The sequence below is a fragment of the Sporosarcina sp. So3-204 genome (genome assembly GCF_058068165.1).
In genome coordinates this window covers 1,005,486-1,023,317 of the sequence record NZ_CM176485.1, presented here as the reverse complement: position 1 = coordinate 1,023,317, position 17,832 = coordinate 1,005,486, and the positions used below count along the sequence as shown (strand labels likewise).

General features: G+C 37.7%; 19 protein-coding genes. All 19 read right to left on the bottom strand.

All coding sequences use genetic code 11. The annotated features are described in order from the left end of the window. Positions 1–33: 33 nt before the first annotated feature. Entirely contained in the window at positions 34–414 is a 381-nt protein-coding gene (locus AC3RV6_RS04910; RefSeq protein ID WP_489748342.1) for a TIGR02530 family flagellar biosynthesis protein, read from the bottom strand. Positions 415–430: 16 nt separating this feature from the next. Further along, positions 431–1,105, bottom strand: coding sequence for a flagellar hook assembly protein FlgD (gene flgD, locus AC3RV6_RS04905; protein ID WP_489748341.1), 675 nt, complete (start codon positions 1,103–1,105; stop codon positions 431–433). 4 nt (positions 1,106–1,109) lie between these two features. Beyond that, positions 1,110–2,408 (bottom strand): flagellar hook-length control protein FliK, encoded by a 1,299-nt coding sequence (locus AC3RV6_RS04900; RefSeq protein WP_489748340.1) that lies wholly within the window; start codon positions 2,406–2,408, stop codon positions 1,110–1,112. A 37-nt stretch (positions 2,409–2,445) separates the two neighbouring features. Further along, positions 2,446–3,057 (bottom strand): MotE family protein, encoded by a 612-nt coding sequence (locus tag AC3RV6_RS04895; protein ID WP_489748339.1) that lies wholly within the window; start codon positions 3,055–3,057, stop codon positions 2,446–2,448. 1 nt (position 3,058) lies between these two features. Beyond that, a complete protein-coding gene (gene fliJ, locus AC3RV6_RS04890) occupies positions 3,059–3,511 on the bottom strand; it encodes a flagellar export protein FliJ (RefSeq protein WP_489748338.1) in 453 nt (150 codons plus the stop codon). Next, positions 3,508–4,839: a flagellar protein export ATPase FliI gene (gene fliI / locus AC3RV6_RS04885; RefSeq protein ID WP_489748337.1), complete on the bottom strand. Its 1,332-nt coding sequence runs from the start codon at positions 4,837–4,839 to the stop codon at positions 3,508–3,510. Before fliI ends, fliJ begins: the two co-directional genes overlap by 4 nt. A gap of 2 nt (positions 4,840–4,841) precedes the next feature. After that, positions 4,842–5,612 carry a FliH/SctL family protein gene (locus AC3RV6_RS04880; RefSeq protein WP_489748336.1) on the bottom strand — a complete coding sequence of 257 codons (771 nt, stop codon included), beginning with the start codon at positions 5,610–5,612 and terminating at the stop codon, positions 4,842–4,844. Then, positions 5,605–6,618: a flagellar motor switch protein FliG gene (fliG, locus tag AC3RV6_RS04875; RefSeq protein ID WP_489748335.1), complete on the bottom strand. Its 1,014-nt coding sequence runs from the start codon at positions 6,616–6,618 to the stop codon at positions 5,605–5,607. The genes AC3RV6_RS04880 and fliG overlap by 8 nt, the downstream gene beginning before the upstream one ends. 17 nt (positions 6,619–6,635) lie before the next feature. Then, positions 6,636–8,225 carry a flagellar basal-body MS-ring/collar protein FliF gene (gene fliF / locus AC3RV6_RS04870; RefSeq protein WP_489748334.1) on the bottom strand — a complete coding sequence of 530 codons (1,590 nt, stop codon included), beginning with the start codon at positions 8,223–8,225 and terminating at the stop codon, positions 6,636–6,638. Positions 8,226–8,295: 70 nt separating this feature from the next. Then, complete coding sequence (gene fliE / locus AC3RV6_RS04865; protein WP_489748333.1) at positions 8,296–8,604, bottom strand: flagellar hook-basal body complex protein FliE; 309 nt, start codon at positions 8,602–8,604, stop codon at positions 8,296–8,298. A 23-nt stretch (positions 8,605–8,627) separates the two neighbouring features. Beyond that, entirely contained in the window at positions 8,628–9,089 is a 462-nt protein-coding gene (gene flgC / locus AC3RV6_RS04860) for a flagellar basal body rod protein FlgC (RefSeq protein WP_489748332.1), read from the bottom strand. Positions 9,090–9,091: 2 nt separating this feature from the next. Next, positions 9,092–9,484 carry a flagellar basal body rod protein FlgB gene (flgB, locus tag AC3RV6_RS04855; RefSeq protein ID WP_489748331.1) on the bottom strand — a complete coding sequence of 131 codons (393 nt, stop codon included), beginning with the start codon at positions 9,482–9,484 and terminating at the stop codon, positions 9,092–9,094. 293 nt (positions 9,485–9,777) lie between these two features. Further along, entirely contained in the window at positions 9,778–10,554 is a 777-nt protein-coding gene (gene codY, locus AC3RV6_RS04850) for a GTP-sensing pleiotropic transcriptional regulator CodY (RefSeq protein ID WP_489748330.1), read from the bottom strand. A gap of 88 nt (positions 10,555–10,642) precedes the next feature. Next, positions 10,643–12,043 carry an ATP-dependent protease ATPase subunit HslU gene (gene hslU / locus AC3RV6_RS04845; protein WP_489748329.1) on the bottom strand — a complete coding sequence of 467 codons (1,401 nt, stop codon included), beginning with the start codon at positions 12,041–12,043 and terminating at the stop codon, positions 10,643–10,645. Next, positions 12,044–12,583, bottom strand: a complete 540-nt coding sequence (gene hslV / locus AC3RV6_RS04840) for an ATP-dependent protease subunit HslV (RefSeq protein ID WP_489748328.1) — start codon at positions 12,581–12,583, stop codon at positions 12,044–12,046. A gap of 12 nt (positions 12,584–12,595) precedes the next feature. Next, entirely contained in the window at positions 12,596–13,495 is a 900-nt protein-coding gene (xerC, locus tag AC3RV6_RS04835) for a tyrosine recombinase XerC (protein WP_489748327.1), read from the bottom strand. A 278-nt stretch (positions 13,496–13,773) separates the two neighbouring features. Next, entirely contained in the window at positions 13,774–15,855 is a 2,082-nt protein-coding gene (topA, locus tag AC3RV6_RS04830; RefSeq protein WP_489748326.1) for a type I DNA topoisomerase, read from the bottom strand. Between the two features lie 115 nt (positions 15,856–15,970). Continuing rightward, positions 15,971–16,858, bottom strand: a complete 888-nt coding sequence (gene dprA / locus AC3RV6_RS04825) for a DNA-processing protein DprA (protein WP_489748325.1) — start codon at positions 16,856–16,858, stop codon at positions 15,971–15,973. A gap of 61 nt (positions 16,859–16,919) precedes the next feature. Next, positions 16,920–17,822 carry a succinate--CoA ligase subunit alpha gene (gene sucD, locus AC3RV6_RS04820; RefSeq protein WP_489748324.1) on the bottom strand — a complete coding sequence of 301 codons (903 nt, stop codon included), beginning with the start codon at positions 17,820–17,822 and terminating at the stop codon, positions 16,920–16,922. Positions 17,823–17,832: the final 10 nt, after the last annotated feature.

The following is a 17,832-nucleotide window of genomic DNA, read 5'->3' as shown; positions in this document are numbered from 1 at the left end:
CGGTACGGTGGCATCCAGTTTAGGTCCTGCCGTTTAGCTAAGCACGATTGTGCCGTCGATATTCGTAAATAATTGGTTTTTCGCTTCCATGCGGTTCATCGCCGTGATGACTGTTGAATTCTTTGCGCTCACGATGAGTGCGGCTTGGTCCAGCAATACGAGCGAGTCTTTAATTCCCTTCGATTTCGCTTCGTTCACTTTGTCTGTAATATGCGCCCATTCTGCTTCTGATATATGGATTTCTCTTTCAGCTAAACGCTCAGTTGCGTGCTTGCTAATTTTAAGTTCAGTCGGCTGTGCCGCTTTGTTTAAATGTTCGAGAAATGATTGTTTAGGGCTTTTAACAGGCTGTACAGTTGAATTTGGGCGAATAATTGGTTGCGATGGTATGCGGTGGATGCTTAAGTTGTCCATACAATCACTCCGTTCGTTATTGTTGACTTATGGAAGTGAAATTCTTTCCATCAATCTTACTACCATCATTTAAGATATATTGTAGTTTTCCATCTTTATTAGAAACCGAAATGACTGTTCCTGATTTTTCTACTTCTCCGTCCATATAGCCGACGTTTTTACCGATTAGCATACTCGCTTCAACAAGGCTATTTGTACTACCTGACCCTGCAAGCACTTCCGAAATATTACCCGGCGTTAATTCTTTGCCGTCAGCCATTGTAAAAACTGCAGAACCGTTGACGAATTTCACTGAATTAATCTTGCCCGTTCCTTCGTTGATGACTGGTTTGCCATCTTCATCCATAACTGGATTACCGTTTTTGTCTTCTGAGATTTGATGCCATTTAATCTCTTTACCAACAAATTGGTTATATTGAATAAGTTGTGATTGACCTTGTGCTTCTGCAAACTTTTCAAATGCTTTAGACAAGTTCATCGTCTGTTCTAGTGCTGAAAACTGTGCCATTTGTGCGATAAACTCATTATCTTTCATTGGGTTCGTAGGATCCTGGTTTTGTAATTGGGCAATAAGTAGTTTCATGAAATCATCTTTCCCCATAACACCATCACCCGTTTTACGTTCATCACGCTTTTTATTAACGAGATAATCAGTACCGCTTATTGTTTTTTGTCCTTCAATATTCGTCATTTATTTATGCCTCCAGCTCAATCATGTATTCCTTGAATGTCATTTCTTCTTCCTGGTTTTGATTGTTTTGTTCAGATGTCTCTTCTTGTTCTTTTCTGAAGTGTTGATTAAATGCTTGATCACGATCATTACGTGTTGTATCTTGTAATGTTTGCGAAATGTCTATGCGCTCTACCTGTAAGTTTTGCTGTAAGAGAGCTGCACGTAATTGATGAGACTGGCTATCTAACATTTCTTTTCCAAGTGCGGTAGACGCGAGAATGCGTGCAGTCATCACACCATTAACTTGCATTAATTCTATTCGAACTTGTCCCAAATGTTCAGGGTACAGCTTAATCATAAGTCGATTCGTGCCACCAGTTTGTCCAAAGTTTGCACGTTTAAAAATATTTTGCATTTCTCTCAGTAACGTTTCATTACGTGTGTTGTTGCGATTTTCAATTTCAGCTATCGACGCTTCACTTTTCAATGCTGATAAATGATTGACGACGGGTTGGTGTACTATTTCTTTCGGGCTTTCATTTAAGTTCTCTTCTTGTGGTTGATTCTGCCCTGCTGCCGCTTGAGGAACCACGCGCATATAGCTAAATCCATCCATTAATTGTACCACGGCTGAACGGTTTTGATTAGAATTATTTATTGCTTCAAGTCTCTCAGAGGTAATCGCTAAAAAACTTTGTAGTGCGATAATTTGATGCTCTTGTTTCGCCATCAAATCAATCTTCGACGCAGTAATTGTGGTCGTTTTTAGAAAAGCTAATAGTTCCATAGCTTGCTGTTTCGAAATTTCACCGTTTCCTTCTAATGCTTGGGACAATTCTGCAAAAAGTTTAGGTGCTACTATGTCTATAATATTTATTAAAACCCAAGGATCATTCGCATACTTTAAACTTTCTAATTCACTTTCACTTAAACCAGATTTTTCTAATAAAATAACAAGACTTTCGATAAGTTGCTCTTTTTCAATTCCAAGCGTCTCGGCAAGTTGTTCAAGTTCTGGTAGTTTCAGGTGATCGAATAGGCCGCTAACATTGCCGTCAGTAACTAACATACTTTCTTCATCTTCATTCAAATTAAGCCCATCTAGTACTTCTTCCGTGGTAGTTGCATTTAAAATCGTTTTAATGGCATTATTCAATTTTGTTTCCGCAGCATCTTTCACTTCCGTTGTAGAATTCGCTGGTTTTCTTGCCAATACGTTATTAAATACAGTACCAAATTGGTTTTTATCTGCAGCCTTTCGAGGTTGGGCATCTAGTTGCTTCACGCTTCTTAATGATGTTGAAATAGATTTGATGTTCAATTTTTCACCTCCCTTCAGATTTATATTACTATTTCACCTATTTTGTTAGCATCATCGTATATTTTGCGGCATCTTCAGCCGTCATTTTTTCTAATATTGCTGCTAAACTATCAGGTTTTAAATTCGTTAATATTTGAAGTGCTTCGGCATCGCTCATATTCGTAATAACTGGAGCAACAGATTTAGCAGACATTTTCTCAAAAGTTGCAATTATTTCCGTGAGCTTCAGTTTAGAATTTTCTTCGCCTCTTTGTAGTACAGCTATTTCATCAAGCAATCTTTCCTGCTCTTTAAGAAAAGCTTCTTTCTCGACTGCTGATGTATCTATCTCTGTTTGCAGTTTAAATAACTCTGCTTCCTTTTCTTTGAGTTCAGCTTGAAGCGTGACCACCCGTTCTTCTAAAACAATATTATCTGAATCTGAAATCTTCCCTTTATCATCTTGATTCCCAATAAAAGGTAAATCGGCTGTCATCTCTTTTGTTTTATCAAAGACGTTCACATCCGTAAACTTAGCAATAATTAGAACCAATGCCATTGTAAACAAAAGTGGAATTAGTATCCAAAGTAATAGTTTTTGAAATACTCCTGGCTGTTTTTCTTTCTTTGCGACAGATATATCAACCGATTCCTTATTTTTCTTCGCCATATTACCACCCGTTTTCTCTTCCGCGGAACGTCATTGTTGATAATTCATCGAGCCGCTTCGCTTCTTCATATTCCGCTTCAACTCGATGCACTTTAAGGTCTTTTTCTTTCATTTTTTCAAACTTTTTTACTTCTAATGATCGTTCTAATAATTTATCTTCAAACCAATTCATTTTTGATCTCGCTTGCATAACTTTTTGCTGAACTTCTGTAATACTTTTTTCTAAACTATCAATAAAACGCGTATAATGATGAATTTCATCGATAAAAAATCCATTAGCCATTCGTTCTGTTTGCTCATCTAATGTCGTTTCTTTCTTCTTCAACAACTCATATAATTCAGTGGCTACTACTTCAAAAGATTCAACGGCAGTTTTAAATTCAGTTTCTGTTTGTGATTTTTCTTGCTCGCGAAATGTTAACACATTTTCAAAACGATAAACATAAGGCTTCAAGTGCTAACACCTTCTATTCCAAGCTCAATTAATTCATTTATACTATCTTCAATAGATATATTTTCGTTATATTTTTGCTTTAAATAGTTTGTAATCAGTGGTTCATATTCAATTGCCATATCTATTTCTTTCGATGTGCCTCTTTTGTAAGCACCAATATTAATTAAGTCCTCAGATTTATTGTACGTGTAATAAAGTTCACGTAACTTCTCTGCTGCTTGCACATGTTTTGGTGAAGCAATATGATTCATGAGTCGACTGACGCTATTTAATATATTAATTGCTGGGAATTGTCCTTTATTAGCAAGTGTTCTATCAAGAACAATGTGACCATCCAAGATTCCCCTAACCGCATCTGCAATCGGCTCATTCATATCATCGCCGTCAACAAGGACTGTATAAAATGCCGTAATCGCACCGTGTTCATTCGTTCCAGAACGTTCCAGAAGTTTTGGAAGTATTGAAAAAACAGACGGGGTATACCCACGAGTTGCCGGTGGTTCACCAACTGCTAGCCCAATTTCTCTTTGCGCCATTGCAACTCTAGTGACGGAATCCATCATAAGCATGACATTCATGCCTTTATCTCGGAAATATTCAGCGATTGCAGTTGCAGTTAGTGCACCTTTAATTCGCATGAGAGCTGGTTGATCTGATGTAGCCGCCACGACAATTGTTCTTTTGAGCCCTTCAGCACCTAGGTCACGTTCAATAAATTCACGTACTTCACGACCTCGTTCACCAATAAGCGCTATTACGTTTAAATCCGCATTTGTATTCCGTGCTATCATTCCGAGCAATGTACTTTTTCCAACTCCAGAGCCTGCAAAAATACCTACCCGTTGACCATTCCCTATAGTTAACATGCCATCAATCGCTTTCACGCCAACAGATATTTTCTCGTTAATCGGTGGACGAATTAGCGCATTTGGAGGATCCGCTTCAACGTTCACTTTAGAAAGTCCCTTTGGTAATTCGCTCCCATCCAAAGGATTTCCCATTGAATCAAGCACCTTACCAATTAAGTTTATACCCACTTTAATTTCTAATGGCTTACCTAATCCCTCAACGAGACATCCACTAGAAATATTACGAATATTCGTATAAGGCATTAAAATAACAATTTCTTCACGAAAACCAACAACTTCAGCCTTAATCAACGCACTGTCACTCATTGTGTTATTTATATGAATATGACATACATCACCAATAGAGCTTTCTGGCCCACGGGATTCAATCATCAGACCAACGACACGGACTACACGGCCGAACTTCTTAAACGTATTTAGTTTTGGAATTAATTCGGTCAGCTCTTCCGCTTTTTTCACCGTCAGTCACCACTTTCCAGGATTTCGATGAGTTGCTCACGCAATATATTCAGTTGTTCATCAATACTAACAACGATGCGACCATGATTCGTTTCTATATAACATTCAGTTGCTTCAAAATCTTCATTTACAAAAATTAAAAATGGTACTTCAGGTGGAAATATTGAAGCTAGTTCTGCACGATTTTTTGATATTAAATCGAAGTAATCTAAAGATACATATAACTTAACTTCTTTCATTTCTCTTGTTTCTTTAACTGCTCTTCGTACGACTGATAAAAACTTTTCTTCGTCGTTCTTAATCGTCTCACCAACTATTCTAGACGCAGAACGCATTGCAAGTTCTAGAATTACTCGTTCCTGGCTATTTTGATAATCTAACGCATTTTCACGCGATGAAACTGTCGCTTCATTCGCTAGTTTAACAACTGAAGCCATATCTGAAGTAACCTTATTACGCCCCTCTTCGTAGCCGATTTGAAACCCTTCATCATAGGCTTGTTTTTGAAGCTCGATTTTTTCTTGCTCCCAAACCTTTTGCATTATCTTTATATCATCCGCTGCAGTCTGACGCATATCCTCTAGAATGCCTTTTTCTATTGCAATTGTTTTATGTGCATCATCCATTAGCCTACTTCTTTCAACCAGTACATCATTAAGAGACAATAATTTTTCAGATGATTCATCTTCTGCTGTGTGAAAACATCGTATGCCTATTTCCCTCTTATTACTTTCTTCTACAAATGTATTTCTCGAGCGGAAAATATTAGACAATGATATCATCTCCTCCACCGCGAGCAATTATAATTTCACCTGACTCTTCAAGCCTTCTCACAATTGCTACAATACGTGACTGTGCTTCTTCTACATCACGTAAACGAACAGGACCCATAATATCCATCTCTTCACGGAATGATTCCGCCATACGCTGTGTCATATTACTGTATAGCACTTCTTGAACTTCCTCACTGGATACTTTGAGAGATAGTATAAGGTCTTCGTTTTCACAATCTCGCACAATTCTTTGAATAGAGCGATTATCGAGCGTAACGATGTCTTCAAACACAAACATACGCTTACGTATCTCTTCAGCTAATTCCGGGTCTTGAATTTCGAGTGCATCCAAAATTGTTTTCTCAGTTGTTCGATCAACACCATTAAGCACTTCGACGACTGCTCCGACGCCACCAGTCTCTGTAAAGTCTTGTGTAACCGTAGAAGACAGTTTGCGTTCAAGAACGGCTTCTATTTCACTTATCACTTCTGGAGAAGTGGAATCCATCGTTGCAATCCTTTTTGCAATATCTGCTTGCACTTCTTGTGGAAGTGACGACAAAATAATACCGGCTTGCTGGGCTTCTAAATAAGATAAAATCAAAGCAATTGTTTGTGGATGCTCATTTTGAATAAAGTTAAAAAGTTGAGTCGGGTCAGCACGTCTAGCAAAATCAAAAGGCTTAACTTGCAAAGAGGAGGTAAGTCGATTTATAACCGCTTGTGCCTGTTCTTTACCAAGTGCTTTTTCTAAAACGGTTTTAGCATAACCAATACCACCTTGCGAAATATAATCTTGCGCAATCGCAATGTTGTGAAATTCTTCTATAACTTCTTCTTTAACAGAAGACTCTACTTTTTTCACGCCTGATATTTCTAAGGTTAACTTTTCTACTTCTTCTTCAGTTAAGCTTTTGTACACTGAAGCTGCTACTTCTGGTCCGAGAGATATGAGCAAGAGCGCCGCCTTTTGTTTACCTGTCATACCTTTTTCCCTCTTAACCATAATTCACCACTTCCCCATCAATCTTCTGAAATCCATGTACGTAATAGTTTTGCAAATTCATCTGGTTTTTCTTTAGCTAATTTCTCAAGTTGTTTTCTGCGAGCTGTTCCTTCTGTTTCAGGATCAGTATTGATCTCATCCAACTCAATTCTTACTTGTTGTTCCTCGATTACAAGTTGGTCTTCTTCATCCGCACGACGTCGATTACGAACAAATAAGAATATTAGTACACCTATTAAAAGTAATAAAATCCCACCAACTACATAAACCCACAAAGGAATTTTAGTCTCTGACTCAGGAAAGCTATCTTCTTTCCCGTTAAACATCTGAACAGAAACGACTATCTTTTCAGTCAGATCTTCATCTGTAAGAGGACCTGCTGCTTCCTTATCAATAGAGGTACGTACAATTGTTGCAAGTATTTCTTCTATATCTTGTTGTAATCCCGGGGGCATATTGGCTACGCCGTCTTCAACAGGAGGTTCAACCATAACTTGAATTCCTATATCTCGAATTTTATAGGGGCTTTCTACAATATCTTTTCGTATTCGATTTACTTCATTGTTTATCGTTTCTTCAATTTTTTCATAATCACCATTTGAACCATTACCTTCACCGAATCCAGTAGCGTTATCAGTAGGATCTTCACCCATCGGAACACCACCTGCTACAGTTCCATTCCCTGTAAATGATTCCGTAATGCGTTGCACACTAAGTGCAATACCTTCCATGTTTTCCTCATCCACTGGCGTGACAAGATTTTCTTCCCTATTTTCGTGCTTGAAATCGATATCAGTTGTTACAGATACCATAACTTTGTCTTGCCCTATCATTGTTCCTAACATTTTTTGTACTTGTCTTTGTAAATCTCTTTCAATCGTCTTTTTCACTGCCATTTGATCAGTTATACTTGTCCCGTTTTGATTATCTTGGGACTTAATATCAAAGTCATCAAAGTATTGATTCGTAATCTCGATATCCTCGACTGCTAAGTTTGGTAAACTTTTCGAAACTAAATTATAAAGTGTTGTAATTTGTCGTTCTGTAAATTTATGTCCTGGCTCTGTATTCAAAATAACGACTGCACTGGCTTGTTGAACTGTTTCGTTTAGAAATACACTTTCTGTAGGTAAGGTAATCATTACATTTGCATCTTTGACTCCTACTATACCTTTAATTAAATTAGCAAGTTCTGTCTGCATTGCAGCAAGTTTCATTACATTAAATTCATTATCCGTCATTCCAAATCCAGCATTCTCCGAAAAAAAGGAATAATCTATCGTACCTGAAGTAGGAAAACCTTCTGCTGCAAGCGAGACGTGTAACTCATCAACTTGTTTTTTAGGCACAAGAATAGATGTACCTCCTGGAGCAACACGACTTAGCACGCCTTGGCTATCTAGCTGTTCCTTTATACGCCCAATTTCCGCAGATGAAACATCCGAATAAAGAGGTACATACTCTGTTTTTGATAAAAAGAAAGTCAAAAAAGCCGAAATTGCTATGATAGATACTAACGAAATACCATATGTAAGTTTTTGTTTTTTTGTACGACTTGACCAAAACGTAGTTACATCTGTTTTGAACTTCGTAAATCTTTCATTCATGTTACTCCTCCGGTCAGCTTTCGTAATTCAAGACAATACACCAATTCGAATAAAACGATAATTTAACTAATCAAATGGGCATCCGGATGATTTCTTGATAAGCTTCGATTACTTTATTCCGAACTTCCATTGTCGCATTTAGTGTTATTGATGCTTTTTGTGCAGCAATCATTACTTGATGTAGTTCGACATCCTTACCGAGTGCAAGCTTTTCAGTTAATACATCTGAATTTACTTGCACTTTATTCACATCATTAATCGCTTCTTTTAAAAACGTACCAAAGTTTAGTTGTGCCTCTGATGGAGAAGGTTTAAGATTGGTTTCCGGAGAAAAAATACTTGCTGTTGGTAAGGCACTAGATATTGATTGAATAGGCATTATCCAACCCCCTTTCTATTAATTTACTTGCCAATTTCAAGAGCTTTCATAAGCATCGATTTATTTGCATTTAATACAGTTACGTTTGCTTCGTATGAGCGAGTGGCCGACATTAAATCAACCATTTCCCTTAAAGGATCAACGTTTGGCATCTCAACATAACCTTGCTCATTTGCATCTGGATGAGACGGATTAAAGACGAGCGTAAAAGGCGTTTCCTTATCTTCTGTTATCTGCGATACTGTGACGCCATATCCCGCAGACCCTTTTGCATTCCTGCCGATTGCAGCATTAAAAAAAGAAGTGAATTGAGCTCCTTTTGGTTGAAATGAAACAGTCTTTCGTCTATACGGTTCCCATTCACCATTTACTAACTTACCCCTTGTTGTGTCTATATTTGCCATATTAGAGGAAATGACATCCATTCGAAGACGCTGAGACGTTAAAGCTGATGCCGAGGTGTTTATACTTTGAAAAATCGTCATTGTTAACGTCCTCCTTTAATAACATTTTGTAAGGAGTTAAATTTACTACTCAGACGATCAACAACAGCGGAGTTGTAAATTTGATTCGTAGCAAGATTTGCTTGTTCTTTATCCATATCTACACCGTTTCCATTATGGCGATAACGAAAATCTGAAAAGCTAAAGACACCTGGTTCGACGTTTCGTTCTTTAAATTCGATATGTTGTGAATTCGTTCGGTATGCATTTAATGTAGTGGCCTTCGCTTCTGTAAAAACATCTTTAAAACTGACTTGTTTGGCCCTATAATTTGGCGTGTCAACATTAGCAATATTCTGCGAGATAGCTTTTCCTTTTATTGCAGCATAGTCTAACCCGCGCTCAAGAGTTGATATGGTATTTCCAAAAAGATTCATTTAAAACACCTCAATTTACTTTTCATTTACCAAAATAATACTTATTGCGACATATTTCGACAAATTGTTCATTATGTATCTATTGTATATAATATATATGTATTTTACTACTTAAAACTGAAAATAATTAGTAGTTAAATAGTATACATTTTATATATTTATAAGAATTTTCATTCACTTCCAAAGTCTAATCTCCTAGTTGCCTACTTATAAACATGAGCATTATATCCAATAAAAAAACACCTCTTTATATAAGAGGCATTTTTTTTATGGATATTAATACTATAATCGAATTATGATTTTTGTTTTTCAAGTTCTTCTAAAAATTTATTATTTAGCACTTTAATATAAGTACCTTTCATTCCTAAAGAACGAGATTCAATTACACCAGCACTTTCAAGTTTACGAAGTGCATTAACGATTACTGAACGAGTGATTCCTACACGATCAGCGATTTTAGATGCAACGAGCAATCCTTCTTCACCATCAAGCTCTTTAAAGATATGTTCAATTGCTTCGTGTTCACTATAAGAAAGTGAATTTATAGCCATTTGAACGACCGCTTTGCTACGAGCTTCTACTTCAATTACAAGAGACTTTTCACGTAGGATTTCCATTCCAACAACTGTTGCGCCGTATTCAGCCAGAATTAGGTCATCATCATGAAACTCATCTTTCATTCTTGCAAGAATAAGTGTGCCTAGGCGCTCGCCACCACCGATAATCGGTACAATTGTAGTCAGTCCGCCTTGAAATAAATCTTTGTTTTCAACAGGGAACACTGTATACGCGCTGTCCACATCTAAGTTAGATGAAGTTTCATTTACTTCAAATAATTTCTTAGTATAATCTTCTGGGAACTGTTTTGTATCGAACATGTTCTTCATACGTTCGTTTTCAATCTGCTGATGTATTTCAAATCCAAGTAATTTACCTTTTCTACTTACGATGAATGCATTACATTCAATAACTGAACTTAATTTATCTGCCATTTCCTTAAAGTTGACGGATTCTCCACCGGTTTCTTGTAGCATAGAATTAATTTTGCGTGTTTTAACTAATAAAGTCATTTCTTCTTTTCCTCCTCAAAATAGGTGCAAGTGTGATTATTGAATATTCTAAAGCTTTTCAATCATTAAATAAACTAATAAGGTCTGATCAAAGGATAAATTGTGACAAATCTTTGTTTTTTGCAATTTCTTGTAATTTTTCGTCGACATAATTCGGCGTTATTTTAATCGTTGCTGGCCCAATTTCTGCAGCTTCAAACGACAATTCTTCAAGTAATTTTTCCAGAATTGTATGCAGTCGTCTTGCACCAATATTTTCAGTATTGTCATTAACATCAAAAGCTATTTCTGCGATTCGACTAACCGCTTCATCTGTAAAATCTATTACAACGCCTTCTGTGTTAAGCAACTTTTCATATTGACGAATAAGCGAGAAATCTGGTTCTTTTAAAATTCGTTCAAAATCACTTTTCGAAAGCTTATCCAATTCGACACGAATCGGGAAACGTCCTTGAAGTTCAGGTATAATATCTGACGGTTTAGACATATGAAATGCGCCAGCAGCAATAAATAAAATAAAATCAGTTTTCACTGTACCATATTTAGTCGAAACTGCCGAACCTTCAACGATTGGTAATATATCCCTTTGGACACCTTCACGCGATACATCTGCAGATGAACCACTTCCACCTGAACTAGCAATCTTATCCATTTCATCAATGAATATTATGCCTGATTGCTCAGTAAGCTCAATTGCTTTTCTGGCGATTTCATCATGATCTATCAGCTTGTCAGCTTCTTCAGCCTCTAAGACTATACGTGCTTCTTTAACTTTCATTTTTCTTTTCGTCGACTTTTTAGGCATTAACGAAGACAACGCATCTTGCACATTTGCACCCATTTGTTCCATTCCTGAACTCTGGAATGCATCATAAAGTGAAGGTGCTTGTGCAGAAACCTCTACCGTCACGACTTCATTTTCGAGTTCGCCAGCCTGAAGACTAATTGCGATATCCGTACGCTTCTTTTTAACTTCCGTTTCTTCTTCAGCATTCGTATGATCCTCTTCCTGCTTTTGACCAAACAGCATTTCAAAAGGATTTTGCATAGTTCCTTGTTTTTTCTTAATTGGTACAATTAATTCAACAAGTCGCTCATTCGCAAGATTTAGCGCTTGGTCCCTAACCTCTTCGCGTTTACGCTCCCGAATTATTCGTACGCCAGCTTCCGTCAAATCTCTAATCATAGATTCAACATCTCTACCAACATAACCTACTTCAGTAAATTTAGTCGCTTCTACTTTTAAGAAAGGTGCATTAACAAGCTTCGCAATTCTCCTAGCGATTTCTGTTTTACCAACGCCCGTAGGTCCAATCATCAGAATATTCTTCGGAATAATTTCATTCTTTTCTTCATCTGTAAGCAAACTTCTTCTATATCGATTACGTATTGCCACCGCAACAGCACGTTTTGCATGATCTTGCCCAATAATATATCGATCCAAATGCTTCGTTAGTTCTCTTGGCGTTAGTTCTTTTTCATTTACCATTTAAAGTACCTCCACAATTATCTGGTCATTGGTAAAGACACATATTTCAGATGCTGTCTCTAGGGCTGCACGGGCTATCTCTTCAGCCGAAAGACTATCTCCGCTATACTTCTTCAAAGCTCTCCCTGCAGCTAGCGCATAATGCCCACCAGAGCCAATTGCAAGGATTCCATCATCAGGTTCGATAACCTCACCTGTTCCTGAAATAAGGAGTAGTTCTTTATCGTTCATTACTAGTAACATGGCCTCAAGTTTGCGAAGTATTCTATCGCCTCGCCATTGTTTGGCAAGTTCTACAGCTGCACGTTGAAGATTACCGTTATACTCAGTGAGTTTACCTTCAAATAAATCAAATAAAGTGAAAGCATCTGCTACTGAGCCAGCAAAACCTGCAAGTACTTTTCCATCAAAAATTCTCCGTACTTTTTTTGCCGTATGCTTCATAACTACCGCATTTCCGACAGTCACCTGTCCATCACCTGACATAGCACAAGAACCTTCGTGGCGTATAGCGAATATCGTCGTTGCATGGAATTCCATTAAAATACCTCCCTATGCTCTCGGATGCGTATTTAGATACGTTTTCCGTAGATGTTCTTTCGTTATATGCGTATATACTTGAGTTGAAGAAAGATGTGAATGTCCAAGTAACTCCTGAACTGTTCGCATATCAGCTCCATTTGCTAGTAGATGTGTGGCAAATGAATGGCGGATCATATGTGGATAAATTTTTGAATGAAGCGAAGCTCGTTCCATCATAGTCGTTAAAATATAACGCACACCACGATCAGTCAAAGGATTTCCACGTAAATTCACAAAAAGTTTGTCATGTTCTTTCTTCTTCATTAGTTTGGGTCGACACGTTTCAACATAAACATCAAGCGCGTCACCCGCATAACTACCAAAGGGAATATAACGTTCTTTTCTCCCTTTTCCCATTACCAAAACGATACCAAGATGATGATCAATATCTGCAATACGAATTGATACGAGTTCACCAACCCTAATTCCTGTTGCATATAAAAGTTCAAGTATTACACGATCACGTACAGATCTGTCATCCTCTCCTTCACAAGCGGAGAATAACAGCTCCATTTCCTTTTCATAAAAAAAAGCAGGTAATCGCTCTTCTTTTTTAGGATGATGTAGTGATCTGAATGCATTATCTGATATACCATATCTTGCGTTTGCAAACTTATAAAAAGAACGTACAGAAGATATCTTCCTAGAAATTGTCGCCCTCGATAATCCACTGTCATATAGTTTAGTCACGTAAAGGCGAGCCTCTGGATAGGTAACTTGATTCAGGTCGGTAATACCTTCGATATCCATGAATGAAAGCAAGGCATCTACATCTGTTTCGTACTCTGAGACGGTGTATGAAGAATAGTTTCGTTCCAATCGTACATACGTAATATATTCTTCTCGAACAACTAACGGATCGATTGCCATACAACTCACTCCTCTTTTAAAAGTTTACATATTATATTAAAGTAATAATATCATCCTAAAAAAAGGCATATAACATTAACTAGAGGTATTCCCGAACTATCAGAAATTCATTCTGTATGCACTGAAAATACGGACTAGTCACTAAACTCGAATGTAGTCCACGTGTAACTATACAATAAAATGCATCAAGTCGGCAACTATAATACTTTAACAGTTTGTTTTATTTATTAACAAAGAAAAAAGAGGAGCAGTTGCCCCCCTACTAACATCCCATTTTCTTACTGAACATCTTCTTGATACTCACATTCTGTACACTGAATACGAACACCTTTTTTAGACTTTTTCTCAACAAGTGTATTGTCACACTTCGGACAAGGTCTTGCAACCGGCTTGTCCCACGATACATAATCACACTCGGGATACTGGTCGCAACCGTAGAAAATTCTTCTCGTCTTACTCCGACGTTCAACGACCTCGCCTTCTTTACAAGTAGGACAAGTAACGCCAATTGGTTTCATAATCGCTTTTGTATTTCGACAATCCGGAAATCCAGAACAGGCCATAAATTTACCATAACGCCCTAACTTATAAACCATTGGCAAGCCACATTTTTCACAATCTTCACCAGCAGGTTCATCTTTAATAACTATCTTTTCCATTTCAGCATCCGCGAACTCAACATGCTTTTCAAAGTCTTGATAAAAATTATCGATTACTTGAACCCACTTTTTATTTCCTTCTTCAACATCATCAAGTTCTTTTTCCATCTGCGCCGTAAACTCTACGTCAATAATATCGGGGAAAAACTCATTGACTGCTTTATGAACTATTCCACCAAGTTCTGTCGGAATAAATCTCTTTGCATCAAGTACAACATAACCCCGCTTTTGAATCGTATCGAGCGTTGGAGCAAATGTTGATGGTCGACCTATTCCTAGTTCTTCTAGCGTCCGCACAAGCCTTGCTTCCGTAAAACGTGGCGGCGGCTGAGTGAAGTGTTGCTTCGGATCAATTTCCTTGAAACTTATCTTCTCCCCTTTTTCAAGCGGGGGTAGTAACCGGTCTTTTTCATCTTGCTCATCTTTTTTATCATCGTCACCTTCAACATAAACTTTCATAAAACCTTCAAACTTCACTTGTGAACCTGTCGCCCTAAAACGTATATCACCGTTTAAAAGATCTGCTCTAACTGTATCTAGAACAGCTGGTGACATTTGACTAGCGACGAGTCGCTCCCAAATCAACTTATACAAGCGTAGTTGATCCCGCGACAAGAAAGCCTTCATCGCAGCCGGTGGACGCATTACAGACGTAGGACGAATTGCTTCGTGCGCATCTTGCGTTTTAGCTTTTGTTTTAACAACCGCTTTAGTCGTTGAAATAAATTCCTTGCCATATGTTGTTTCAATAAACGATTTCGCGTCTTCAATTGCACTATCTGCAATTCTAGTCGAATCCGTTCTCATATAAGTAATAAGTCCGACGATGCCTTCTTTTCCAATATTAATACCTTCATACAATTGCTGCGCAACCATCATCGTTTTTCTAGCACGAAAGTTTAGTTTACGAGCGGCTTCCTGTTGTAAAGAGGAAGTTGTAAAAGGAAGTGCAGGATTACGTTTGCGTTCTTTTTTCACAACTTCATTTACTTCAAAACTATCACCTTTTAGTTGACCTAATATTTCATCGACTTGTTCTTTATTTATAAGTTTCACTTTTTTCTTTGCATCCCCGTAAAAAGCTGCATCGAATTCTACTTTAGATTTATTAAAGAGACCAGAAATACTCCAATATTCTTCTGGTTCAAATGCATTTATTTCGTTTTCACGGTCAATGATTAAACGCAGCGCAACTGATTGTACTCGACCCGCTGAAAGACCTTTTTTTACTTTTTTCCAAAGTATCGGACTAATACTGTATCCTACGAGACGATCAAGAATCCTTCGCGCTTGTTGCGAATCTACAAGATCCATATTAATAGGGCGAGGATTTTTAAATGATTCTTTAATCGCGTCTTTTGTTATTTCATTGAATACAACACGACAATCAGATTCTATATCAACACCAAGTTGGAAAGCTAAATGCCATGCGATTGCTTCCCCTTCTCTGTCGGGGTCAGCCGCGAGAAATATTTTTTTTACTTTTTTAGCATCTTTTTTTAATTCTTGAAGAATCGGACCTTTACCCCGAATTGTAATATACTTCGGTTCGTAATTATTCTCTGTATCTACACCCATTTGACTTCGCGGAAGATCTCGCAAATGCCCAAGTGATGCTCTTACTTTATATTTTTTCCCCAGATAACGTTCGATAGTTTTAGCTTTTGCTGGAGACTCTACAATTACTAAATAATCTGCCATTTAATTTTGCCTCCCCAATATGAGGTTACTTATATGCTCCTCAAAAGAATATTCTGTTGCAAAATGTATATCAGTTTTGAAAAAAAAGCAACCTTTATGAGAAAGTTCTTGACAATCAATGTGTAGAAAATATAGATTCTATTATCTGATAACCATTCCATAATGGCTGTGCACCTTCATCTATGAGCTTATTTGGCCCTCCTGATAACTCGGATGTGACATCCCCTGGAACAGCGTATATATCCTTACCGTGATCAAGAGCGTGCTCCACTGTACTCATTGTTCCGCTTTTAGCCTTTGACTCAGTGACAACTATAGCTGCTGACAGTCCACTAATAATACGGTTACGCATCGGGAATGTCCATCTGGCAGGTTTTACATATGGTGGATATTCGGTAATAAGCAGATTACTTTCACTAATTTCAGATGCAAGTCGAACGTTTTCCTTTGGATACATATGAAAAAAGCCGTGCCCTAGAACCGCTATTGTTTTCCCACCATACGCCATTGCAGCTATATGCGCTATTGTATCAGCACCTTTTGCAAGTCCTGAAACAATAACTGTATTATTATCCACCAAAGGAGGGACTATTAGAGACATCACTTTTTGCGTATAGTTCGTCGCTTCGCGAGAGCCAATTATCGCAACTTTAAAATGCGACAATAAGAGTTCTTTGTCGCCTTTCACATATAAAATAGCTGGTGGATCGATTAATTCTAATAACTTTTTGGGATATAAGGAATTGGTGAATGGAATTGGGGTTATTTGATGTTGTTTATATAACATATCATAAGGGGTGTTTTCATTTTGAAGTAAACTTTCTTTTAACTGCAAGGCTTTCTTTGGTGTCATTTTGAGTATTTTTGATAGAACCTCCACTGAGTATCGCTTATAATCCAGTAGTTCAGGATCCATTTCATACAGCGTATTCAGTCGATTTTTAGGGACTGGTAGTAAATAGTGGAGCGCCAACAAACGCTTCTCCGTTTCAGTTAGTTCCATTTTCATACCTCCTTTTATATTAAAAACAGTGTATCTAATTAGATACACTGCATGACTTATATTAGTGTGTTTTACACTGTTCGTAAAGCCCTTTTTCTTTTATTACTTTAATAAGCGTTTCTCCAATAACAGAAGGTGTTGCTGCAACTTCAACGCCAGCATCGTTAAGAGCTTTAATTTTCTGTGCAGCCGTTCCTTTACCTCCTGAAATTATAGCACCAGCGTGGCCCATACGTTTGCCTTCAGGGGCAGTTTGACCGCCAATGAAACCAACAACTGGTTTTGTCATATTTTCTTTGATCCATGAAGCAGCTTCTTCTTCAGCTGTTCCACCAATCTCACCAATCATGACAACAGCATACGTTTCAGAATCTTCGTTGAAAGCCTTTAGTACGTCAATAAAGTTTGTACCATTTACTGGATCTCCACCGATTCCAACTGCTGTCGTTTGACCAATTCCAGCTTGGCTCAACTGATGAGTCGCTTCATACGTTAGTGTTCCAGAACGGGAAACGATGCCAACATGGCCTTTTGTATGAATATAACCTGGCATAATACCAATTTTACATTCATCAGCTGTAATAACACCTGGACAGTTTGGACCAATTAGACGAGTTTTTTTACCTTCTAAGTAACGTTTTACTTTTACCATATCAAGAATCGGAATATGTTCAGTAATACAAATAGTCATATCAAGATCCGCGTCAACAGCTTCCATAATAGCATCTGCCGCAAATGCTGCAGGTACATAAATGATTGAAACAGTTGCACCAGTTACTTTTACAGCTTCTTGAACCGTATTGAAAACAGGTACACCTTCAGCTTTTTCGCCGCCTCTACCTGGCGTAACACCGCCGACAATTTTCGTGCCGTAGTCAAGCATTTCTTTTGTATGAAAAAGCGCTGTAGTACCTGTGATTCCTTGTACGATAACTTTTGTATCTTTGTTAACATAAATACTCATGTTTGTCCCT